Origin of the sequence: Streptomyces sp. NBC_01546, assembly GCF_045208355.1 — a bacterium.
Lineage (GTDB): Bacteria > Actinomycetota > Actinomycetes > Streptomycetales > Streptomycetaceae > Streptomyces.
The window spans coordinates 3,997,417-4,019,267 of the sequence record NZ_CP109379.1 but is presented as its reverse complement, the minus strand read 5'-3'; the positions used below and the strand labels follow the sequence as shown (position 1 = coordinate 4,019,267).

The window sequence follows — 21,851 nt, the reverse complement described above, 5'->3', positions numbered from 1 at the left end:
GCCAGCTCAAGTACCGGTGCCGTGGCGGACCACGACGTCAGCCGAGAAGCCGGCGTGTCTCAGTGGAGCAGCGGCCTCGATCATGTCGGCCAGCGCGCGGACCTTCGCACGCTGGCGAAGTCGCGGCTGCGGAGAAGGCTCGTGCTGCTGGCTTCGGGTGAGGTGCACGGTGTGGAGGATTCCGTCCGGCTGATTCTCGGGCTGCAGTGCTGACCTTGGGCGCCTGAGCGGCCTACTGGGGCATGAGGCCGTGGATGCGGGAGAGCGTGAAGACGCGTTCGGCTTCACGCAGGTGACACCAGGCTTCCAGGTAGGGCGGGTCGAGTTCCAGGCTGCTCAGGGTGCGTACGGTGCGACTGCCCGAGGTCGCGACGTACTCGACCGTGATGGCGGTGCCGGCGTCGATGGCTTGGGCGAGCTGGCGGACATCGCTGTACGACAGGTGCTTCGCGTATCCGGCGACGATTTCTTCGGTGTCCGTCCCGAAGGGGACTCCGCTGCCCAAGGGGTCGGGTTCCGGCGCGGTCGGTGGTGCGGCCAGCAGTCGGACAGCCAGATCATCAATGTCGGCGCCGCCCGGGACCTTCGACGTGCGGATGGCCTTGCTTCGGGTGCCGCGCCTGTCGCCGGTCTGCCGAGGGGCTGGAACAGGCGCGGCCGCTCGCTGGGGTCGGACCTTCTCGACGCGTACGGTTCCCCCGGCCGTTTCGGCGACGGGGGCGTAGCCCTCGGCGCGGAGCGCTGCGAGGGTTGTGTCGAGCGAGCTACGACTGACCAGAACAGTCGGCGCGAGCTGGCGTAGGCCGAGGTTGGAGAGCCCCCGGTGGGCGGCGAGTTCGGCCAGGAGCGCCGGCTCCTCGCCGTGGAGGACGCAGGCGGCCGGGGCGATGCGCACACGTCCGTGGCCCCTTGCGGTGTCGGCGATGAGATAGGACAGCGGCTGGGGCAGGGGCTCGGCTGTGATGGCGGCCAGATCGGCTGCGATGTCCCCTGGGGCGCGGCCGGCGTCCAGGGCCCGTCGGATACTGCCGGAGCTGAACCGCCACACCGAGGCCGTGCCACTGGTTTCCCGGTCAGCGGTGGCATCGAGCACCACGGCGACCCGCGCGGCCGGTGTGCCGGCGACGACGGCGGTGAGGTCGCCGCCGATCCTGGCGGTTTCGGCGGCCGGGGGCAGCAGCCGTCGGCAGGTGGCGGTCAGTCCTTCCGCGTCGTAGGCGAGCAGGTGAACACCCAGAGCCGACAGGGCGCCTCGGGCGATCACTCCGAACATTTCGGCCTCGCGGATCACCGTGGCGAACGGGGTGATGTCCGTAGGTGAGCTGTCGGCGAGCGGGCGGTGCCAGGCCACCGCCGGTCCGAGATCGGAAGAGTTCTTCACCCCCTGACCGGCCGGGAGCCGTGCTGCTGCGGCAAGCAGCCCGTGGCGGGCCTGGCGGCAGCCGTTACAGGGCGGTGCTCCCGCGAGGGCAGGTAGCGCCTTGTTGTCCTCGTCGCGCGCCTGGGTGGGGGTGAGCGGCAGTTCGCGCCATGCCTGGAGCAGCGTGGCAAGCCGCTCTGCGGGCTCCTGTTCCGCCCAGACGTCGTATGCCTCGGTCGGTGCTACGCGGTCGCCGACCCGGGCCAGTAGCCCGGCGGTGTACGCGGCCTCCAGGGTGATGCGGACCACGGCATCGTCGGCATGGGCGGCCTTGCCGATTCGGGCCAGCTCACGCGCGCCGATCCCGCCGGACTTGAGTCTGGCGGGCGGAGCCGAGGAACAGGCCGAGAGGACCGAGGCGGCCTGGGTCAACAACACCGTGGCCGCGGCCGCGGCCTCCCGCTCCACCTCGGCGGGGGTGACGGACACCAGCTGAGGGGACGGCGGAAGCGGGGCGAAGGGGGCGTGCCAAGTGGGCCCGCGCAACGCCAGCGCGACTTCGACGGGCATACGCGCGGGACCGTATCGGCGGCGATCCTGGATCAGCAGGCCCCGGTCGAGTGCCCATCGCGCCCCCGGTTCGAGGACGGGGCCAGGGGTCCCGAACACGATGGCCTGCGGCTGCCTCGGCGCAGACCCTGCCCGGTGGGCCAGCAGCTTCTGTGTGACCGCGGGCGCTCGGGCCAGCACTTCGGCAAGGACTTCGGGGTCGCTGTGGTGCGCGACGAGCGCCGCCATACGCTGCAGCTTTGTGCCGGGCGGCTTGATGCCCAGCGCCGCCAACATGCCGCGCAGCTCGTCGGAGGTCATGTCCGCCAGCAGCTCCGCAAGTGGTGCGTCCAGCCCGAGCGGCGCGTCCCACGCCTGCCGCAACGGTGCTGCCGTGTGGAGCCTTCCGTTGTGGTCCGGCCAGACCAGCGCGTGCCCGGCCAGAGTCTCCAGGACCGCTTCCAGTGCGAGGTCGGCCTCGCCTGCCGTCGCTCCCAGCAGCCTCGCCAGGGCCTCGCGCGACGCGGTCGTCCCGAGCGCCGCCACGGCCTCGGCCACCTGCAAGTCGGGCAGGGTGAGCAGGGGCAGCGCGAGTGCCACCGACCCCGGCCGCTGAAGGCGGTCCGCCAGTTCCCCCACCGAGCGGGGCTCCGGAGGGGACGCGGTGTCGTTCCGTGTCGCGAGCACGCTTGCCAGGCGCGGGCCGTCGAGGCCGCTGAGCCAGGCTGTCAGCGTTGATCCGGACGCCATGGAAACCTCTCCTCCGGCCAGGAAACGGGCCGTGGCCGGACCTCGGCCAGTCCGGCACCGGGCTCAAGGATGGCCCATTCGGTGGGTATGGACGTCTAGCACGGCGAAAGATCCCCGCCCACGGGTGACGTCGAGCCGCGGCCGCGCCCTGCCCACCCTGACGCCGGGCGGGTTCGGCAGAGTGACAGGTCCTCCACCGAGCGCGGTCCGCGGAGGAGGCGTCCTCCCAATTGGCGACTACGCGTGCCAGGCGGGAACCGTCGAGTTCGCGCAGTCAAGTCGCAAGATCCGAGTCGCGATCACCGATTTCAGGCTGGACACAGCCGAGGGCGACCCGGCGGATGCGTTCCGGCACAGCTCGGGTTCGGGTCGTTTTCGGCCCTCTCCAGGGCCACCCGGCCTAGGGTGGTCTTCAGGCATGGGCCCGTGGACCACAGCGTGGAGGAGCCGATCATGAGCACTGCCCCGAATCTGCCGCTCCCGCCGCGCAGACCTGAGGAGCTTCATCCGCTCCGGACGATCCGGGAGATCCGGGAGTCTCTGCCCGAGCAGCAGCTCGGGCACTTCGATGCCGAGCTCGCCGACACCGACATCGATGCCCTGCCCGACATGCTTCACCGCTGGGCAACCCTGGGCAGCGACGGGTTTCTCGAACGGCTCATGGCGGCCCCGTTCGAGGGGCTGGAGTTCGGGCAGCGGTCCTACGACGACGAGGCGGATGGCGAGTGATCTATCTGCTCGACACCAATGTGGTCGCCGAGATCACCACCCGGCCGAGGCCTGCTCCGGCCGTCGTCGCCTGGGCTCGGTCGGTGCCGGCTCCTGCCCTCTATCTGAGCGTCCTCACGATCGCAGAGATCGAGGCAGGCATCGAGGGGACAGCAGATCTGGTGCGGCGTACCGCTTTCGAGCGGGCGCTCATGGACATCCGTGATCAGTACCGCGACCGGATCGTCGCTGTTGGAGAGCGGGAGGCACTCGCCTACCTCGCTCTTCACCGGAGACTCAAGAGTTCCGGAACCAGCATCGATCCACCCGATGCGCTGATCGCCGCCACCGCGCTGGCGAACGGCTGGACGCTGGTGAGCCGCAACATCAAGCATCTGGCGCGATCAGGCGCACTCCTGTTGAACCCTTGGGAGTACGAGGGATAGGCCGTCGAGGCCGGAACGCACGGAAATGTCCGGCTGCGAGGCAAGTAAATGAGACTCGAAGTGAGACCACGGAACGCAGAAGGCCCCGGCCGGTTTCCCGGTCGGGGCCTTCAAGTGCCCGGTGAGGCACTGGCGGAGGATACGAGATTCGAACTCGTGAGGGGTTGCCCCCAACACGCTTTCCAAGCGTGCGCCCTAGGCCACTAGGCGAATCCTCCGCCGCAAACAATACAAGACGTTGAGGGGTGCTCGCGAACGTGATCGTCCGCGGGGAGCGGGGGCGGGGACGGGGTCGATTCCGGGGGCGTGCATCCGCTAGGGTGGGGTCAGCCCCTCACGTGGCGCTATCTCACCCAACTCCCCCAGGGCCGGAAGGCAGCAAGGGTAAGTGGGCTCTGGCGGGTGCGTGGGGGGCGCTTTGCGTTCCGGGGGCCTTGTGGGCCGCCGATGTCGGTGGGCCCGGATAACCTCGTAGACGTGTCGTCCCTTGCGCTGTACCGCCGCTACCGCCCCGAGTCGTTCGCCGAGGTCATCGGGCAGGAGCATGTCACTGTCCCGCTGATGCAGGCCCTGCGGAACAACCGGGTCAATCACGCGTACCTGTTCAGCGGGCCGCGCGGTTGTGGAAAGACGACCAGCGCGCGCATCCTCGCCCGCTGCCTGAACTGTGAGCAGGGTCCCACTCCCACCCCGTGCGGGGAGTGCCAGTCCTGCCGTGACCTGGCCAGGAACGGGCCGGGGTCCATCGACGTCATCGAGATCGACGCCGCCTCGCACGGTGGCGTGGACGACGCCCGTGACCTGCGCGAGAAGGCTTTCTTCGGGCCCGCGTCGAGCCGGTACAAGATCTACATCATCGACGAGGCCCACATGGTCACCTCGGCGGGCTTCAACGCCCTGCTGAAGGTCGTCGAGGAGCCGCCGGAGCACCTCAAGTTCATCTTCGCCACCACCGAGCCGGAGAAGGTGATCGGGACCATCCGGTCCCGGACGCACCACTACCCCTTCCGGCTCGTGCCGCCCGGCACCCTTCGGGACTACCTGGGCGAGGTCTGCGGCCGCGAGGGCGCCAAGGTCGAGGACGGCGTGCTGCCGCTCGTCGTGCGCGCCGGGGCCGGCTCCGTGCGTGACTCGATGTCCGTCATGGACCAGCTGCTCGCCGGCGCCGCCGACGACGGTGTGACATACGCCATGGCCACCTCCCTGCTCGGGTACACCGAGGGCTCGCTGCTCGACTCCGTCATCGACGCCTTCGCCGCCGGGGACGGGGCCGCCGCCTTCGAGGTCGTCGACCGGGTGGTCGAGGGCGGGAACGACCCGCGCCGGTTCGTCGCCGACCTGCTCGAGCGGCTGCGGGACCTGGTGATCCTGGCCGCCGTGCCCGACGCCGGGGAGAAGGGGCTGATCGACGCCCCCGCCGATGTCGTGGAGCGGATGCAGGCACAGGCGTCCGTGTTCGGGGCCGCCGAGCTGTCGCGCGCCGCCGATCTCGTCAACACCGGCCTCACCGAGATGCGGGGCGCGACCTCGCCGCGGCTTCAGCTGGAGCTGATCTGCGCCCGCGTGCTGCTGCCCGCCGCCTTCAGCGACGAGCGGTCCTTCCAGGCCCGGCTCGACCGCCTCGAGCGCAGCGGGGCTGCCGCCGCCTTCGCGCCCGCGCCCGCCGTGACCGCCATGGGCTACGTGCCCGGGCCCGAGGCGCACCCCATGGCCCCCGCCGGCGGGGGCGTCGCCGCCACGCGGGCCGCCGTACAGGCCCCGGCGCCGGTCGCGGCCCCCGAGCCGGTACGGGCACCCGCGCAGCCGGAGGCGCCGGTTCAGGCCGTGCCCGCCGCAGCCCCCGCCGCGCCCGCAGCCCCCGCCCCCACTGCCCCCGCGCCCGGGGCGTGGCCCGGAGCCGCGCAGCCCGGTGCCGCGCAGCCCGGTGCCTGGCCCAGCGCGGCCGCGCCCGGCCAGGGGATCCCGGCTCCCGCTCCCGCCGCCCCCGCACCGGCCCCCCAGGCCCAGGCCCCAGCCGCTCCCGCCGCCCCCGCACCCTCCCCGGGCATGGCGGCCGGCGTCGGGCAGATCCAGGCGATGTGGCCCGGCGTCCTCGAGGCCGTCAAGAACCGCCGCCGCTTCACCTGGATCCTGCTCAGCCAGAACGCCCAGGTCACCGGCTTCGACGGCACCACCCTGCAGCTCGGCTTCCCCAACGCCGGAGCCCGCGACAACTTCGCGAGCAGCGGCAGCGAGGACGTGCTCAAGGCGGTCCTGGCCGAGCAGTTCCAGGTCAACTGGAAGATCGACGCCGTGGTGGGCGGCGGTGGCCCGGCCCCCATGGCCCAGGCCTCCTCGGCCTCCTCCTACGCCGCCCCGCCGGCCCCCGCCTACAGCCCGCCGCCCCCGGCACAGCCCGCCCCGGCGGCCCCCGCGCCCCAGTACCCGCAACAGCAGCCGCCCCAGCAGTCCGCTCCCGCCCCGCAGCCCCCGGTACAGCAGGCGCCCCCGCCGGTCGCCCCCGAGGACGACTTCGCCGAGGAGGACGATCCGGACCTCGTGGAGAGCGCGCTGACCGGACACGACCTGATCGTGCGCGAGCTCGGAGCCACCGTTGTGGAGGAATACACGAATGAGTAGCCCCCGCTGATTGGGGTGGCCGCACGAAGGCGGCTGCGCCGTCCGGGCTAGGCTGAGCAGCGTGAAGGTCCTCGTCATCGGCGGCGGCGCCCGCGAACATGCCCTGTGCCGCTCTCTGTCCCTCGACCCCGACGTCTCCGCGCTGTACTGCGCTCCCGGCAACGCCGGCATCTCCGAGGTGGCCGAGCTCCGCCCGGTCGACGCCCTCGACGGCGACGCCGTCACCGCTCTCGCCATCGAACTCGGCGCCGACCTGGTCGTCGTCGGCCCGGAGGCCCCGCTGGTCGCCGGAGTCGCCGACGCCGTGCGCGCCGCCGGCATCCCCGTCTTCGGCCCGTCCGGCGAGGCGGCGCAGCTGGAGGGCTCCAAGGCGTTCGCCAAGGACGTGATGGCCGCGGCCGGGGTTCCGACCGCGCGCAGCTACGTCTGCACCACCCCGGAGGAGGTGGACGAGGCCCTCGACGCCTTCGGCGCCCCGTACGTCGTCAAGGACGACGGCCTCGCCGCCGGCAAGGGCGTCGTGGTCACCGAGGACCGCGCCGCCGCCCGCGCCCACGCGCTCGGCTGCGACCGCGTGGTCATCGAGGAGTACCTCGACGGCCCGGAGGTCTCTCTCTTCGCCATCACCGACGGCGTGACCGTCGTCCCGCTTCAGCCCGCCCAGGACTTCAAGCGGGCGCTGGACGGCGACGAGGGCCCCAACACCGGCGGCATGGGCGCGTACTCCCCGCTGCCCTGGGCCGACCCGAAGCTGGTCGACGAGGTCATGGAGCTGGTCCTCCAGCCGACCGTCGACGAGCTCCGCCACCGCGGAACCCCCTTCTCCGGACTGCTGTACGCCGGGCTGGCCATCACCGGTCGCGGCACCCGGGTCATCGAGTTCAACGCCCGCTTCGGCGACCCCGAGACCCAGGTGGTCCTGGCCCGGCTGCGCACCCCGCTCGCGGGCGTGCTGCTGAACGCCGCCAACGGCACCCTGGACGTCCAGCCCCCGCTCCGCTGGAGCGAGGACGCGGCCGTCACGGTGGTCATCGCCTCGCACAACTACCCCGAGACGCCGCGCACGGGCGACGTCATCGAGGGCCTGGCCGAGGTGGCCGCCGAGGACGCCCCCGACGCGTACGTGCTGCACGCCGGGACCCGGCGCGAGGGCGACTCGGTGGTCAGCGCGGGGGGCCGCGTGCTCTCGGTGACGGCGACCGGTTCTGATCTGGCACAGGCCCGCGAGAAGGCGTATAAGGCCGTCGCGCGCATCCGGCTGGACGGCTCGCAGCACCGTACGGACATCGCCGCCAAGGCGGCCGCACGCCCCTGAGCTGCGGCAGAGCAACCCCCGCGGGCCCGGTGCGCACGAGGTGCGCCCGGGCCCGCGGGCGCGTTCGCGTGCGACTGCATCCGGCCGCGTTCGAACGCACCCACCTTTACCCAAAGCCATTCCATCGGGTGATCGTCCTCCGGTCTGCCTGACGCCCGGGCGTGCCCCAACTAGGGTGCGGCGCAAGCATTCCGGCACTCATTCCGGCACTTGGCCCACCGGCATTGCGATGTCAGTGGCGGGTGTCACAGTGGGGGAGTGAGCAAAGCCGCCGCAGGGCAGAGGGGGTGAGGTCCGGCCGTGTCCGGAACCGGTTCGATCATGGAAGTGGGCGTGCCGTCCGCGCGTTCCCGTGCCCTGGCCGTGCTGCGCGTTCGCAGCAGGGCCCTGGCCGTCGGGCTGCTGCCCGCCGCCCTCGCGGTGGTGCTGGTGGCCGCCCGGATGACGGGCCGGCTGGCCGGTGACCCCTGGCCCGCGGTGACCCTCGCCGTCTGCGCGGCCGCCGCGCTGGTGCTGCTCGTCGGCGGGATCTTCGCCGCGGTGGTGCTGCGGGCGAGCCCCGCCGTGACGCCGACGGTGCCGCTCTCCGAGGCCGCCGCCCCCGATCTCTACCGGCTGGTGCGGGACCTGGCCGACCGCATGGACGTGCCGGCGCCCTCCGCGATAGCCCTGACCCCCGACTGCGACAGCTGGCTGGAGGACCGCACCCACGCGGCCCACCGCCGCGGCGCCGCGCGTACATCCGCCGGCATAGCCGGACCCGCCGGCCCGGAGTCCGATCCCGGTGCCGCCCCGGTGCTGGTGATCGGCTCGCCGTTCCTCTGGTGGATGCGGGTCGCAGAGCTGCGCGCCGTCCTCGCGCCGGTCGTCGCCGGTACGGGACCTTCGGCGCACCCGGACATAGCCGACGCGCGCGGGTTCGTGCGGGGGCTGGACGCCGCCGTGGACGTGGGCGGCCGGCGCGGCCTCGGCTGGATCGCCGGACCTGCCCGGCTGCTGCTGCGCCTGTGCCGGGTGGACGCCGCCGAGATGGAGCGCGGGGTGGCCTCCGCCGCCTCGGAGCGTGCACAGGGTGTGGACTACGGGCTGCGCATCGTCGCCCAGGAACAGGTCGGCCTCGCCTACGCGGGCTGGGACCGGCTGCTGACCCGGGTCGCGCTGCCCGCCTGGCGGATGGGCCGCTGGCCGGCGCACCTCGACGCCGGGGTGGTCTCCGCGCTGACCGAGCTGTCCCGCCGGGACCGGCTGGCCGACGGGTTCACCTCGAGGCTCGGCGAGCGCCCCGCCTGTGACCTGCTGGAGCAGCCCGGTGCGGTCGACGAGGCGGCTTCGCTGCTGGCCGCGCGGCTCTTCCACGGGGGTCCGGCCCAGACCGGACCGGAGTGGTCCCCGGTGGACTGGGCGGCGTATCCGGAGGAGGTCGTGGACCGCAAGTGGCGTACGGAGGCGGCCCGCCTGCACACGGCGCTGGACGCCCTGGCCGTCGCGGCCGCGCCGCCGGCCGCCGCGGTTCCCGCCTCCGCCCCCGCCGCCGCGGACGGCTTCGCCGGGCCCACGCTGGAGCGGGTGCTGGACTATCTCACCGACCCCGCCGGTGCGGGCGCGGCCGGGGAGGCGCTGGCCGGACGGCTCAGCGGGGACCTGGCCCGCGAGGAGCACGCCGCCGGTTCTGCCGCCCGGGCCGGGAAGGAGCGCGGCGCGGACGCCGTGCCGCTGTTCCCGCTCCAGCCGCCGCGCAGCGGCCGGGACCTGCTGGCCGACCACGTGACGGCGATGGTGTGCTGTGCGGCGGTCGACTCGGCCGGAGCCGCACCCGGCCTGGACTGGCTCGACGGCCCGGTCCTGCTCGTCGGCGGAGTCCGCCGCTCCGACCTCGCGCCCCGCGTGCTGTGCCTGGTCGAGGACGGCGACCCGGAGCCCCTTCGCGACTGGCTCGCTGACCTCGGCGTCCGCCCCGAGAAGCCCGTCCGCCTCGTCTGACGGCATCTGACTGCGTCTGACGGGCATCTGACGACGCCCGACACCCTCCCCCGACGGGCTACCGATCGCACGAATAATCGGATCCCTCTGTTCCGATCACGTCAATTCGCGACGAACGGTGACGGAGTGCGTGCGTTATGTGATGTGCTGGGACCGGCTCGATGCATGCCCGTACGGGGGGAGCGAGGGAGGGGAACGGTTATGGGTGCGGACCAGATCCGGCGTTGGGAGTCAGGTGCGCTCGCGCACGCGGTGACCGACCCCTTCGGACAGGGCCCCCTGCCCTGGTTCCGGGGCAGTGAGCTCTACTTCGACGACACCGGCCAGGTCGTCCCCTGGTACGTGGACCCGGCGCTCGCCCCCGGCCAGCTCCCGCGCGCCCGCGGCGGCAACGGCGGCCCCCGCACGGCCGACGACGTGTACCGCCAGATCAAGGGCTTCGCCTCCACCGGCGCCGTGGCCCCCGGCGAGGCGATCGACTTCCACATCACGGTCGACCCGCCCCAGCAGTTCTCCGTCGACGTCTACCGCATCGGGCACTACGGCGGCGACGGCGCCTCCAAGATCACCACCAGTCCCCGCCTCTCCGGCATCGTCCAGCCGGCCCCCCTCGCCGCCGACCGGACCGTCTCCTGCCACCACTGGTGGCTGTCCTGGCGCCTCCAGGTCCCGTCCTACTGGAGCGTCGGCGCGTACGTGGCCGTCCTCACCACCGCCGACGGCTACCGCTCCCACATCCCCTTCACGGTCCGCGACGACCACCCCGCCGACCTCCTGCTCCTGCTCCCCGACATCACCTGGCAGGCCTACAACCTCTACCCGGAGGACGGCCGCACCGGCGCCAGCCTCTACCACGCCTGGGACGAGGACGGCCGGCTGCTCGGCGAGCAGGACGCGGCCCACACGGTCTCCTTCGACCGCCCCTACGCGGGCGCCGGCCTCCCCCTGCACGTCGGCCACGCCTACGACTTCATCCGCTGGGCCGAGCGCTACGGCTACGACCTCGCCTACGCCGACACCCGCGACCTGCACGCCGGCCGCGTCGACCCCACCCGCTACCGCGGCCTGGTCTTCCCCGGCCACGACGAGTACTGGTCCGTCCCCATGCGCCGCACCGTCGAACGCGCCCGCGACCACGGCACCTCCCTCGTCTTCCTCTCCGCCAACACCATGTACTGGCAGGTCGAGCTCGCGCCCTCCCCCTCCGGGGTCGAGGACAGGCTCCTGACCTGCCGAAAACGCCGTGGCCCGGGGCGACCCAGCCTCTGGCGCGAGGTCGACCGCCCGGAGCAGCAGCTGCTCGGCATCCAGTACGCGGGCCGGGTCCCCGAGCCCGCGCCCCTGATCGTGCGCAACGCCACGCACTGGCTCTGGGACTCCACCGGCGCCGGCGAGAACGACGAGCTGCCCGGCCTGGTCGCGGGCGAGGCCGACCGGTACTTCCCGCGCACCCAGCTCCCCGAGCACCAGGACCGGATCCTGCTCGCGCACTCCCCGTACCTCGACACCGAGAACCACCGCCGCCACCAGGAGACCTCGCTCTACCGGGCGCCCAGCGGCGCCCTGGTCTTCGCGTCCGGCACCTTCGCCTGGTCCCCGGCTCTCGACCGCCCCGGCCACGTCGACGAGCGCGTGCAGCGCGCCACCGCCAATCTCCTCGACCGCATCTGCAAGAGGGACTAGGGACCGACGCGCCCGCCGAGACCCCGCACGACACCCCGCTTGCCCGGGCACGCGACCCCGTACGGGAGAATGGGTTTGCGCTTGTACAGACCCACAGGGAGACCCCGTGTCCGGATTCGTCGAAAAGCCCGAGCCGGTTGAGGTTCCCGGCCTCGTCCACCTCCACACCGGCAAGGTGCGCGACCTCTACCGCGACGAGGAAGACCGCCTCGTCATGGTCGCCAGCGACCGCATGTCCGCCTTCGACTGGGTGCTGCCCACCGAGATCCCGGACAAGGGCCGCGTCCTGACGCAGCTCTCCCTGTGGTGGTTCGACCAGCTCGCGGACCTCGTCCCGAACCACGTCATCTCCACCGACCTGCCCGCCGGCGCCCCCGCCGACTGGGCCGGCCGCACGCTGGTCTGCCGCAACCTCGACATGGTCCCCGTCGAGTGCGTGGCCCGCGGCTACCTCACCGGTTCCGGCCTCGCCGAGTACAAGCAGACCCGTACGGTCTGCGGGCTGGCCCTTCCCGAAGGGCTCGTGGACGGCTCCGAGCTGCCCGCCCCGATCTTCACCCCGGCGGCGAAGGCCGCGGTCGGCGAGCACGACGAGAACGTCTCGTACGAGGAGGTCGCGCGTACCGCGGGCGCCGAAACGGCGGCCCTGCTGCGCCAGACGACCCTGGCCGTGTACGGCCGCGCCCGGGACATCGCCCGCGAGCGCGGGATCATCCTGGCCGACACCAAGTTCGAGTTCGGCTTCGACCCGAAGGACGGCACGCTGGTCGCCGCCGACGAGGTGCTGACCCCGGACTCCTCCCGCTTCTGGCCGGCCGACCAGTGGGAGCCGGGCCGCACCCAGCCCTCCTTCGACAAGCAGTTCGTCCGCAACTGGCTGTCCTCCCCGGACTCCGGCTGGGACCCGAAGGGGGAGCTCCCGCCGCCGGCCCTCCCGCAGGAGATCGTCGAGCAGACCCGCGCCAAGTACGTCGAGGCCTACGAGCGGCTCACCGGCCTGACCTGGCAGAGCGAGGCCTGAGACACGAAGAAGCCCCCGGTCGCAGGACCGGGGGCTTCTTCGTTCTGAGCGGACAACGCGACTCGAACGCGCGACATCCACCTTGGCAAGGTGGTGCTCTACCAACTGAGCTATGTCCGCAGGTGCGCCGTAACGCGAGAACCACTATACCCAACCTCGCTCGCGTGCGAGACGCACTGCCGTGTGACGGTTCTCGGCGCCCAGCTTCGTCGCCGCCGAGGACAGATAGTTCCGTACGGTCCCCTGCGACAGCCGGGCCCGCTCCGCGATCTCCGCGACGGGCGCCCCGTCCGCCGCGAGTTCCAGCACCTCCGCCTCCCGGGCGGTCAGCGGCGAGTCCCCCGCGCTGATCGCGTCGGCCGCCAACTCCGGATCCACATAACGCCCTCCGGCGTGCACGGTCCGGATCAGCTCGGCCAGCCGCTGCGCCGAGACGGTCTTCGGCGCGAAGGCCCGCACCCCCGCCGCCAGGGCCCGCTTCAGGTGCCCGGGACGGCCGTGACTGGTGACGATCATGGCCTTGCAGTCGGGCAGTTCGGCCCGCAGCGATGTGGCCACACTCACACCGTCGGCCCCCGGCATCTGGAGGTCCAGCACCGCCACGTCCGGCCGGTGCGCCCGCGCCATCGCCAGGGCCTCGGGCCCCGATGCCGCCTCGGCGACGACCAGCAGGTCGTCCTCCAGCGCCAGCAGGGCGGCCAGCGCCCCGCGGATCAGATGCTCGTCGTCGGCGAGCAGTACGCGTACGGGGCTCACGCCCGCACCTCCAGTCCTTGCACGTGTGCGCTCGGGATCTCGGCGCACAGCCGGAAGCGGCCGCCGGCCACCAGCCCCGCCCGCAGGGTTCCGTCCAGGACCGCGAGCCGCTCCCGCAGCCCGGCGAGTCCCGACCCCGGCGGCCCGGCGGGAGCCTCGGGCGCCCCGTCGTTCTCCACCACCAGCGTCACGGCACCGGCCTCGGGCGCCGTCAGCCGTATCAGGCAGCTCTGCGCGTCCCCGTGCCGCAGGACGTTCGTGGTCGCCTCGCGCACCACCCAGCCGAGCGCCGACTGCACCTCTGAAGGCAGCGCCCGCCCGGCCTCGAAGTCGACCTGGCAGTCCATTCCGGCCGCGCTCAGCACCCCGCGCGCACCCTCCAGCTCCACCGCGAGGTCCGCCTCCCGGTAGCCGCGCACGACGTCCCGTACCTCTCGCTGGGACTCCCGGGCGATCCGCTGCACCTCGATCATCTGGTCCACCGCCTCCGGGCGTTCGCGCCGCGCCAGCTGGACCGCCAGCTCGCTCTTGAGCGCGATCACCGCCAGATTGCGGCCCATCACGTCGTGCAGGTCCCGCCCGAAACGCAGCCGCTCCTCGGCCACCGCCAGCCTCGACTGGGCCTCGCGGGAGCGGTCCAGTTCCCAGACGACCTTGAGCAGCCAGGTCGTGAAACCGCAGGCCAGTGAGAAGAAGAGGGCGGAGATCAGCACGCCGATCACGTACCCGACAGCCTCGCCGACCGATAGTCCGAGCGCGAGCACCACCAGCCCCGTGCCGCCCGCGAAGGCCGGACCGACGTACCGCATCTGCCGCACCGAGGGCAGGCACATCACCAGGGCCCCGCTCCCGAAGCCGGCCACCCCCACGATCAGTTGCGGGGCCACCGCAGGCTCGGAGAGCACCCCGTACGCGCGCAGGGCGAGCACCGTCACCACGAAGGCCGCCGTCGTCGCGGCGAGCGTGACCGAGAGCCGGACCGGGCGCTCGCGCCGCCCGACCGCCCAGTCCATCGCCCGCGAGTACGCCACTCCGCACAGCACCGCGTGGGCGACCACCAGCAGGAAGAGGGCCAGTGCCGGCACGGGCCGTTTGGCGCCTTCGGCGGCCACCGGGAGCAGTCCGAACGAGAAGATCTCGAGGAGGATGAAGAGATGGCACGACCAGCGGCAGTACAGCTCGATCTTCTCCGCACTGCTGCGGTTCTTCCACCACCCCGTCAGTTTTGACACGGTCCCGTCCCCCGACTCCTCTAGCGGCGCGGTTCCCAGCGGAACCACTTCTGCACAGCAAACACGGTGATCATGACCCAGGCCAGCGTGTTGAGCGCGGCCCCCAGCAGGTCATGGGCCTGGGCGCCACCGCTCCACCCGGCCCGCACCAGGGCCATCACCCCGCTGAGCGGCAGCAGTTCGCACACGGAGGCCAGCAACTGCGGCAGCCGGTCCAGCGGTACGAACATCCCCGAGCCGAGCGCGCTCAGCAGGAACAGCGGCAGCGTGGTGAGGCCGGCGCTCTCCACGTTGCGGGTGACGGTGCTGGTCAGCGCGGACATCCCGGCCAGCAGCACGATCCCCGCGAGGACACCGGCGACGAGCAGCAACGGATTCCGCGGCGTCCGCACGTCCAGGGCGGCCGCCCCGGCGACCGCGAGGACGGCGATCTGGCCGATCGCGAGGGCGGCGGACGGCAGCGCGGTCCCGGCCAGGATCTCCAGGTCGTTGGCCTCGCCGGTACGCAGCCGCTTGAGCACGAGCTCCTCGCGCCGGGCCACGTACGCGGAGACCAGGTTCATGTACACGACGAGGAGCAGCACCATGCCGATCCCGCCGGTCAGCGTGGCTTCGCCGACGGCTGCCGCGCCCTGAGCCCCGCCCAGGGTGGAGCGCAGGACGAAGACCATCAGCAGCGGCATCAGCAGGGCCACGCTCAGGGCCGCCCGGTTGCGCACGAGCAGGGTGAGCTCGCTGCGGCCCAGCGCGGTGAGCCGGCCGGGGTTCAGGGTCAGGGCGTTCATCGGGCTGCTCCTGCCAGTGCGTGGTCCGTGCCGGCCGGGTCGGCCATGCCGTCGTCGGTGCGGCGGCCCTGCGCGATCTCCAGGAAGGCCTCCTCCAGGGAGCCGGACCGGGCGTCGAGCCGGTCCAGTTCCACCCCGGAGTCGTGGGCCCAGCGCAGCAGTTCGGTCAGGGACTCCTGGAGCCGGCCGGTACGGATCTCCACGCGCTGCCCGTACGCCGCCGCGTGCAGCGACAGCGGGAGCCGGGCCGCGGGCACCTGGGCCGGCAGCGTGAAGCGGATCCGGGCGGGCCGGGTGGCGGTCACCTCGGCCGGGGTGCCGGACAGCACGATTTCCCCCTCGTGCAGGATCGCCAGCCGGTCGGCGAGCTCCTCGGCCTCCTCCAGGTAGTGCGTGGTGAGCACCACCGTGGTCCCCTGGTCCCGCAGTTCCCGTACCAACGCCCAGGTGTCCCGGCGTCCTTCGGGATCCATGCCGGTGGTCGGCTCGTCCAGGAACAGCACCTCGGGCCGCCCCAGCAGGGCCAGCGCCAGGTCGAGGCGCCGCCGCTCACCGCCGGACAGCTGCTTGACCCGTACGGAGGCACGCGCGCCCAGGCCCACCAGCTCCAGCACCTCCGCCGCCGGCCGGGCGCCGGTGGTGACCCCGCCCCACATCCGGACGGTCTCGGCGACCGAGAGGTCCGAGGGGAAACCGCCCTCCTGGAGCATGACCCCGGTCCGCGGGCGGACCTCGGCCCGCCGTGCGTACGGGTCGAGGCCGAAGACGCGGACGTGTCCGCCGCTCGGCGCGGCCAGTCCCTCCAGCAGCTCGACGGTGGAGGTCTTGCCCGCCCCGTTGGTGCCGAGCAGGGCGAACATCTCGCCGCGGGCCACGGAGAAGGAGACGCCCCGTACGGCTTCGAAGCCGCCGGCGTAGCCGCGGCGGAGCCCCTCGACGTCGATCACGGTGTCAGTCATGAACCCAGCCTCGCGCCGCCCGGACGGCCGGGGCAGTGCGCGCTGTCATGATCCGCGATGACATTTGTCAGGGCATAGGGGACCAGCGGGGGCAGTGGAAGGGAAACACGAAGAAGGCCCCGGTTGTAATGACCGGGGCCTTCTTCATATGGAGCGGACGACGCGACTCGAACGCGCGACATCCACCTTGGCAAGGTGGTGCTCTACCAACTGAGCTACGTCCGCAGGTTTACTGCGTGCACTGCGTGAGCAATGCGAGCATCACTCTACCTGATCCACGGTGGTGGTCGGTAAACCGATGCAGAGCGGGTGACAGGGATCGCACACTGCGCCTTCCTCCTGGAAGGAGGATGTTCTGCTACTGAACTACACCCGCACGACCTTCGGGGCTTTGACCTGCGGTCTGGCCCCTTGGCGTGATCCACACACTAGCCGACGGAGGGGGGTGGATGGCAAATCGGCCCTCAGTGGGCCGCGTTGTAGGCCTCGTAGATCTTCTTGGGGATGCGGCCGCGGGGCGGCACCTCGAACTGGTTGGACCGGGCCCAGGCCCGGACGACCGCCGGGTCCGGTGCGATGGACGTGTGCTTGAAGGCCTTCCCCGAACGCGACTGCCGGCGGCCGGCGGCCACGAAGGGCTCGAGGCCCTTCCGCAGTTTCTTTGCGTTGGTCACATTGAGGTCGATCTCGTACGACTTACCATCCAGAGCGAACACGACCGTTTCCGTCGCTTCTCCGCCATCGATGTCGTCGGAGAGCGTGACTACTACGCGCTGCGCCACGGATATCGGTCCCTTCGTGCGACGTCGCCACCTGTTGACGTGGGGCGATGTCGACTGTGTGGATGTTTCGGGGCAATGCAACTTTGAGGCGGAATCTCAGGTGATTCCTTTGTACCCCGATTCCCATTGCATTGCGAAGCCCAGTTAATTCTCTCCGCGTGTCCCGCCGCAATGCCGGACGCGTGGTTTTCCGTCGGATTTTGCGAAGCGTTGGTGAAGCCGAAACGGCTCGGTGATCACGGCTCCCGCATATCTACCCGCGTAGAAATTTCGGCCGGGTACGCTGAGGGAACCGCCTTCGCACCAACCACACACGGGAGTGCCCGATGGCACGCGTCGTAGTCGACGTCATGCTCAAGCCGGAGATCCTCGACCCCCAGGGCCAGGCGGTGCAGCGTGCACTGCCGCGCCTGGGCTTCGAGGGAATCGCGGACGTCCGCCAGGGGAAGCGTTTCGAGCTCGAGGTGGAGGGACCGGTCGACCAGGCCGCCCTCGACCGCATCCACAAGATGGCCGAAACCTTCCTCGCCAACACCGTCATCGAAGACTTCACCGTGAAGGTCGAGGCCTGAGGGTGACCACTCGCATCGGAGTCGTCACGTTCCCCGGAACGCTCGACGACCGTGACTCGCTGCGCGCCATCCGCCTCGCGGGGGCCGAGCCGGTTTCGCTCTGGCACCGCGACAAGGACCTGCACCAGGTCGACGCGGTCGTCCTCGCGGGCGGCTTCTCCTACGGGGACTACCTGCGCGCCGGAGCCATCTCCCGGTTCTCGCCGGTGATGGACACCATCATCGAGCAGGCCAAGGGCGGCATGCCCGTCCTCGGCATCTGCAACGGCTTCCAGGTCCTCACCGAGGCCCACCTGCTGCCGGGGGCGATGCTCCGCAACAACCACCTGCACTTCATCTGCCGCGACCAGAAGCTGCGGGTGGAGAACGCGGAGACCGCGTGGACCGGCGACTACACCGCCGGCCAGGAGATCTCCGTACCGCTCAAGAACATGGACGGCCGCTACACCGCCGACGAGCGCACGCTCGACGAGCTGGAGGCCGAAGGCCGCGTGGCCTTCCGGTACCTGGTCCGCGGCGAAGCCGCTGATGGATTCGGTAACCCGAACGGCTCGCTGCGCGACATCGCCGGCATCACCAACGCCGCGGGCAACGTCGTCGGCCTCATGCCGCACCCGGAGCACGCGGTCGAGCCGCTGATCGGGACGGGCCGCACCGACGGCCTCCCGTTCTTCACCTCGGTCCTGAAGAAGCTGGTCAACGCATGAGCCTCGACACGGTCAAGAACGCCACCGAGACCCCGGACGCGGCGCAGCCCTGGAAGGAGCTCGGCCTCAAGGAGGACGAGTACGCCCGCATCCGGGAGATCCTCGGCCGCCGCCCCACGGGCGCCGAGCTCGCCATGTACTCGGTCATGTGGTCCGAGCACTGCTCGTACAAGAGCAGCAAGGTCCACCTGAAGCAGTTCGGCGAGAAGGTCCCGCAGAACGACGCCATGCTCGTCGGCATCGGCGAGAACGCCGGTGTCGTCGACGTCGGCCAGGGCTACGCGGTCACCTTCAAGGTCGAGTCGCACAACCACCCCTCGTACATCGAGCCCTACCAGGGCGCGGCCACCGGCATCGGCGGCATCGTCCGCGACATCCTCGCCATGGGCGCCCGCCCGATCGCCGTCGTCGACCCGCTGCGCTTCGGCGCGGCCGACCACCCCGACACCAAGCGCGTCCTGCCGGGCGTCGTCGCGGGCATCGGCGGCTACGGCAACTGCCTGGGCCTGCCCAACATCGGCGGCGAGGTCGTCTTCGACGCCTGCTACCAGGGCAACCCGCTCGTCAACGCCGGCTGCATCGGCGTGATGAAGCACGAGGACATCCACCTCGCCAAGGCCTCCGGCCCCGGCAACAAGGTCATCCTCTACGGCGCCCGCACGGGCGGCGACGGCATCGGCGGCGTCTCGGTCCTCGCGTCCGAGACCTTCGACGACACCAAGCCCACCAAGCGCCCCGCGGTGCAGGTCGGCGACCCCTTCCAGGAGAAGCTCCTCATCGAGTGCACCCTGGAGATCTTCAAGGAGAAGCTGGTCGCCGGCATCCAGGACCTCGGCGGTGCCGGGCTCTCCTGCGCCACCAGCGAGCTGGCCTCCGCCGGTTCCGGCGGCATGCGGGTCGAGCTGGACACCGTCCCGCTGCGCGACGCGACGCTCTCGCCCGAGGAAATCCTCATGAGCGAGTCGCAGGAGCGCATGTGCGCGATCGTGGAGCCGCAGTACGTCGACCGCTTCATGGAGATCTGCGAGAAGTGGGACGTCATCGCCACCGTCATCGGTGAGGTGACCGACGGCGAGCGCCTCGAGATCTTCTGGCACGGCGAGCAGATCGTGGACGTGCCCCCGGGCACCGTCGCCCACGAGGGTCCCGTCTACCACCGCCCGTACGCGCGCCCCTCCTGGCAGGACGCGCTCCAGGCGGACGACGCGGGCAAGCTGCCCCGCCCGCAGACCTCGGAAGAGCTCCGCGCGCAGGTCCTGGCCCTGGTCTCCTCCCCGAACCAGGCGTCGAAGTCCTGGGTCACCGACCAGTACGACCGCTTCGTGCAGGGCAACACCGTCCTGTCGCAGCCCGAGGACGCGGGCATGGTCCGCATCGACGCCGAGTCGAACCTCGGCGTGGCCATGGCCACCGACGGCAACGGCCGCTTCGCCAAGCTCGACCCGTACACGGGCGCCCAGCTGGCGCTGGCGGAGTCGTACCGCAACGTGGCGGCGACCGGCGCCAAGCCGCTCGCCATCTCCGACTGCCTGAACTTCGGTTCCCCCGAGGACCCGGACGTCATGTGGCAGTTCGCCGAGGCCTGCCGCGGTCTGGCGGACGGCTGCCTGGAGCTGGGCACCCCGGTGACCGGCGGCAACGTCTCCCTCTACAACCAGACGGGCGACATCGCGATCCACCCGACCCCGGTCGTGGCGGTCCTCGGTGTGATCGACGACGTCAACCGCCGTACGCCGATGGCCTTCAAGGAGGCCGGCCAGCTGCTGTACCTGCTGGGCGACACGGCCGAGGAGTTCGGCGGCTCGGCCTGGTCCCAGGTCGTCCACGACCACCTGGGCGGCATGCCGCCGAAGGTGGACCTGGGCCGCGAGAAGCTGCTCGGCGAGATCCTCATCTCCGCATCGCGCGACGGCATGATCGACGCCGCGCACGACCTGTCCGACGGCGGCGTGATCCAGGCGCTCACCGAGTCCTGCCTGCGCGGCGGCAACGGCGCGCGGATCGTGGTCCCGGAGGACCTGGACGCCTTCACCTTCCTGTTCTCCGAGTCCGCGGGCCGGGCCATCGTGTCCGTCCCGCGCAGCGAGGAGCTCCGCTTCACCGACATGTGCGGCGCGCGGGGCCTCCCGGTCGCCCGCATCGGCGTGGTGGACGGCGAGGAGATCGAGATCCAGGGCGAGTTCACCCTCCCCCTGACCGAACTCCGCGAGGCCCACGAGGCCACGATCCCGGCCCTGCTGGCCTGATCACCGCCCTCGGCTGTACGAGGCCCCGCCCACCCTGTGGGCGGGGCCTCTGCGTTGTCGTCGGTGGTTGGTACGGTCAGCCGCGTCGTCGCAGTTGCAAGAGCGGGGGGTCAGGGATGTTCGAACCACTGGAGCCTTCCGGCGGTGGGGTGCTGCCGGATCGGGGCCGATGGCGCAATGCGGTCAATTTGCTGCTGTGCATCGCGGGTATGGGCGGCGTGGTCTTCGGCGGCTGGGCGCTGTACGACTCGTACGAGACCCACCAGGACCGCAAGGCGAGCCGCGCGCTGATAACCCAGGCGTGCGCCGGGCTGGTGGACGCCGAGACGGTCATGAGCCTGGACGGCGGCACCGACCGGGTGGTCCTCGGCGGCGAGGAGCCGAGGACCATCGACTTCGACACGATTCCCGACGACTGTGTGCTGAGCCGCCTGGAGGACCGAAAGGGCCGGGACGTGCGGCTCAGCCAGTTCGCCCTCGCCCTGAAGGGGCTGCCGCAGGCGCGAGCCCTGCACACCGCCGACGATTCCAGGGACCCCTTCGCCACCATGCGCCCCGGCTCGCAGGGCGATATGACCGCTCGGACCAGGCTGCCCGACCGGATGCCGCTCGGGGACGGCCGGCTCGGCGACTACGGTCCCGACGACGTCACCGTCGTGGCCCGGTGCGAGCAGCCGGCCAAGGCCGGTACGACCACCCTGATCGTGACCGCCACCTCCCCGAGCACCCGGCACGAGGCCGGTGACCGCCCGGTCCTGGCCCGTCTCGCCCGGCATGCCGCGGAGGGCGCCGCCGCGAAGTTCGGCTGCCGGACGCAGCTGCCCGAACTCCCGGAGCAGCTGCCCGCACCCGTTGCCGATCTCGGCCCGGTGGGTGACCGGTCGGACAGCTGCGGCTGGTACGCCGCCCACCTGCGTACGGCGGACCGGATCAGGCTGCCCGACAGGGCCGCCGGCGTGCCCCTCGGAGGAGCCGCCCGCGAGGAGGGCTGCCTGCTCGCGGTGGGACCCGAGGCGACCAAGCGCCTCTTCCCCACGCTGAGCGAGGAGGAGCGCGCCCACGTGAACCTGGACGCGGTCCTGCGGGTCGCACCGTGGTGGGTCCGGACCCGGTCGTACTTCGGCGACGACGCGGCAGCGGTCGCCGCCCCCGGCAGGCACAGCCCGGACCCGGTGATCCCCGGCAAGGCGGGCCGCCTCGGCGACGTGCTCTACGGCTCGATGACCTGCCAGGAGCGGCCGGCCACCCTGACGATGACCGTCCCGTACGACTACCGGTCCGTCCTCGGCCCGCGCTTGGACGAGTTGTTCAAGGCCTACGCCACCGACACCGCCCAGCGCCGCGGCTGCACCGGGCTCGTGCTGCCCGGGCCCGAGTAGGG

General features: G+C 71.8%; 18 protein-coding genes, 4 tRNA genes and 1 other RNA gene. 13 read left to right on the top strand and 10 right to left on the bottom strand.

Translation table 11 applies throughout. The features are described 5' to 3' along the window. Positions 1–21: 21 nt before the first annotated feature. On the top strand, positions 22–213 hold the full coding sequence (locus OHA89_RS18325; RefSeq protein ID WP_266608742.1) for a hypothetical protein: 192 nt from the start codon (positions 22–24) through the stop codon (positions 211–213). Positions 214–232: 19 nt separating this feature from the next. Here OHA89_RS18325 and OHA89_RS18320 read toward each other — a convergent pair whose 3' ends face one another. Next, the gene (locus OHA89_RS18320) at positions 233–2,659 is read right to left on the bottom strand and encodes a helicase-associated domain-containing protein (RefSeq protein WP_406366652.1); all 2,427 of its coding nucleotides are present in this window, start codon (positions 2,657–2,659) and stop codon (positions 233–235) included. Positions 2,660–3,112: 453 nt separating this feature from the next. On the opposite strand from OHA89_RS18320, the gene OHA89_RS18315 reads away from it, so the two are divergent. Both OHA89_RS18315 and OHA89_RS18310 read left to right on the top strand, forming a co-directional pair. After that, positions 3,113–3,388: a hypothetical protein gene (locus OHA89_RS18315; RefSeq protein WP_266608738.1), complete on the top strand. Its 276-nt coding sequence runs from the start codon at positions 3,113–3,115 to the stop codon at positions 3,386–3,388. Further along, positions 3,385–3,813: a type II toxin-antitoxin system VapC family toxin gene (locus OHA89_RS18310; protein ID WP_266608736.1), complete on the top strand. Its 429-nt coding sequence runs from the start codon at positions 3,385–3,387 to the stop codon at positions 3,811–3,813. The genes OHA89_RS18315 and OHA89_RS18310 overlap by 4 nt, the downstream gene beginning before the upstream one ends. 130 nt (positions 3,814–3,943) lie before the next feature. Here the strand turns inward: OHA89_RS18310 and OHA89_RS18305 are convergent. Then, positions 3,944–4,031 (bottom strand) — tRNA-Ser (locus OHA89_RS18305). Between the two features lie 107 nt (positions 4,032–4,138). Here OHA89_RS18305 and ffs point away from each other — a divergent pair. From ffs to OHA89_RS18275, 6 genes are all read left to right on the top strand, one after another. Continuing rightward, positions 4,139–4,237, top strand: an RNA gene (gene ffs / locus OHA89_RS18300) — signal recognition particle sRNA small type. Between the two features lie 53 nt (positions 4,238–4,290). After that, complete coding sequence (locus OHA89_RS18295) at positions 4,291–6,432, top strand: DNA polymerase III subunit gamma and tau (protein WP_406366649.1); 2,142 nt, start codon at positions 4,291–4,293, stop codon at positions 6,430–6,432. A gap of 61 nt (positions 6,433–6,493) precedes the next feature. Then, positions 6,494–7,747 (top strand): phosphoribosylamine--glycine ligase, encoded by a 1,254-nt coding sequence (gene purD, locus OHA89_RS18290; RefSeq protein WP_406366647.1) that lies wholly within the window; start codon positions 6,494–6,496, stop codon positions 7,745–7,747. Between the two features lie 300 nt (positions 7,748–8,047). Next, positions 8,048–9,727 carry a hypothetical protein gene (locus tag OHA89_RS18285; protein WP_406366646.1) on the top strand — a complete coding sequence of 560 codons (1,680 nt, stop codon included), beginning with the start codon at positions 8,048–8,050 and terminating at the stop codon, positions 9,725–9,727. Positions 9,728–9,928: 201 nt separating this feature from the next. Next, on the top strand, positions 9,929–11,410 hold the full coding sequence (locus OHA89_RS18280; protein ID WP_266608730.1) for a N,N-dimethylformamidase beta subunit family domain-containing protein: 1,482 nt from the start codon (positions 9,929–9,931) through the stop codon (positions 11,408–11,410). Positions 11,411–11,516: 106 nt separating this feature from the next. After that, positions 11,517–12,431 (top strand): phosphoribosylaminoimidazolesuccinocarboxamide synthase, encoded by a 915-nt coding sequence (locus tag OHA89_RS18275; protein ID WP_257555245.1) that lies wholly within the window; start codon positions 11,517–11,519, stop codon positions 12,429–12,431. Between the two features lie 47 nt (positions 12,432–12,478). On the opposite strand, the gene OHA89_RS18270 is transcribed toward OHA89_RS18275, so the two are convergent. From OHA89_RS18270 to OHA89_RS18235, 8 genes are all read right to left on the bottom strand, one after another. Then, positions 12,479–12,551 (bottom strand) — tRNA-Gly (locus OHA89_RS18270). A gap of 24 nt (positions 12,552–12,575) precedes the next feature. Further along, complete coding sequence (locus tag OHA89_RS18265; RefSeq protein WP_266608728.1) at positions 12,576–13,187, bottom strand: response regulator transcription factor; 612 nt, start codon at positions 13,185–13,187, stop codon at positions 12,576–12,578. Beyond that, positions 13,184–14,419 (bottom strand): sensor histidine kinase, encoded by a 1,236-nt coding sequence (locus OHA89_RS18260; protein WP_406366643.1) that lies wholly within the window; start codon positions 14,417–14,419, stop codon positions 13,184–13,186. Before OHA89_RS18260 ends, OHA89_RS18265 begins: the two co-directional genes overlap by 4 nt. 20 nt (positions 14,420–14,439) lie before the next feature. After that, on the bottom strand, positions 14,440–15,204 hold the full coding sequence (locus OHA89_RS18255) for an ABC transporter permease (RefSeq protein ID WP_266608724.1): 765 nt from the start codon (positions 15,202–15,204) through the stop codon (positions 14,440–14,442). After that, complete coding sequence (locus OHA89_RS18250) at positions 15,201–16,163, bottom strand: ABC transporter ATP-binding protein (protein WP_406366641.1); 963 nt, start codon at positions 16,161–16,163, stop codon at positions 15,201–15,203. Before OHA89_RS18250 ends, OHA89_RS18255 begins: the two co-directional genes overlap by 4 nt. A 149-nt stretch (positions 16,164–16,312) precedes the next feature. After that, positions 16,313–16,388, bottom strand: a tRNA-Gly gene (locus OHA89_RS18245). Between the two features lie 79 nt (positions 16,389–16,467). Further along, positions 16,468–16,539: transfer RNA gene (locus OHA89_RS18240), tRNA-Gly, on the bottom strand. A gap of 88 nt (positions 16,540–16,627) precedes the next feature. Next, a complete protein-coding gene (locus OHA89_RS18235; RefSeq protein WP_215146290.1) occupies positions 16,628–16,945 on the bottom strand; it encodes an Lsr2 family protein in 318 nt (105 codons plus the stop codon). A gap of 326 nt (positions 16,946–17,271) precedes the next feature. On the opposite strand from OHA89_RS18235, the gene purS reads away from it, so the two are divergent. The 4 genes from purS to OHA89_RS18215 all read left to right on the top strand — a co-directional run bounded on the left by purS (position 17,272) and on the right by OHA89_RS18215 (position 21,849). Then, positions 17,272–17,517, top strand: coding sequence for a phosphoribosylformylglycinamidine synthase subunit PurS (gene purS / locus OHA89_RS18230; RefSeq protein WP_030009438.1), 246 nt, complete (start codon positions 17,272–17,274; stop codon positions 17,515–17,517). Between the two features lie 2 nt (positions 17,518–17,519). Then, on the top strand, positions 17,520–18,224 hold the full coding sequence (purQ, locus tag OHA89_RS18225; protein WP_257555237.1) for a phosphoribosylformylglycinamidine synthase subunit PurQ: 705 nt from the start codon (positions 17,520–17,522) through the stop codon (positions 18,222–18,224). Further along, a complete protein-coding gene (gene purL, locus OHA89_RS18220; protein WP_266608720.1) occupies positions 18,221–20,470 on the top strand; it encodes a phosphoribosylformylglycinamidine synthase subunit PurL in 2,250 nt (749 codons plus the stop codon). The genes purQ and purL overlap by 4 nt, the downstream gene beginning before the upstream one ends. 116 nt (positions 20,471–20,586) lie before the next feature. Further along, positions 20,587–21,849, top strand: a complete 1,263-nt coding sequence (locus OHA89_RS18215) for a hypothetical protein (RefSeq protein ID WP_266608719.1) — start codon at positions 20,587–20,589, stop codon at positions 21,847–21,849. Positions 21,850–21,851 lie beyond the last annotated feature (2 nt).

Coding starts and splice junctions, on each gene's coding strand:
- OHA89_RS18320 (WP_406366652.1), bottom strand. CDS start 2,659: ATGGCGTCCGGATCAACGCTGACAGCCTGGCTCAGCGGCCTCGACGGC.
- OHA89_RS18315 (WP_266608738.1), top strand. CDS start 3,113: ATGAGCACTGCCCCGAATCTGCCGCTCCCGCCGCGCAGACCTGAGGAG.
- OHA89_RS18280 (WP_266608730.1), top strand. CDS start 9,929: ATGGGTGCGGACCAGATCCGGCGTTGGGAGTCAGGTGCGCTCGCGCAC.
- OHA89_RS18255 (WP_266608724.1), bottom strand. CDS start 15,204: ATGAACGCCCTGACCCTGAACCCCGGCCGGCTCACCGCGCTGGGCCGC.
- OHA89_RS18250 (WP_406366641.1), bottom strand. CDS start 16,163: ATGACTGACACCGTGATCGACGTCGAGGGGCTCCGCCGCGGCTACGCC.
- purS (WP_030009438.1), top strand. CDS start 17,272: ATGGCACGCGTCGTAGTCGACGTCATGCTCAAGCCGGAGATCCTCGAC.
- purL (WP_266608720.1), top strand. CDS start 18,221: ATGAGCCTCGACACGGTCAAGAACGCCACCGAGACCCCGGACGCGGCG.
- OHA89_RS18215 (WP_266608719.1), top strand. CDS start 20,587: ATGTTCGAACCACTGGAGCCTTCCGGCGGTGGGGTGCTGCCGGATCGG.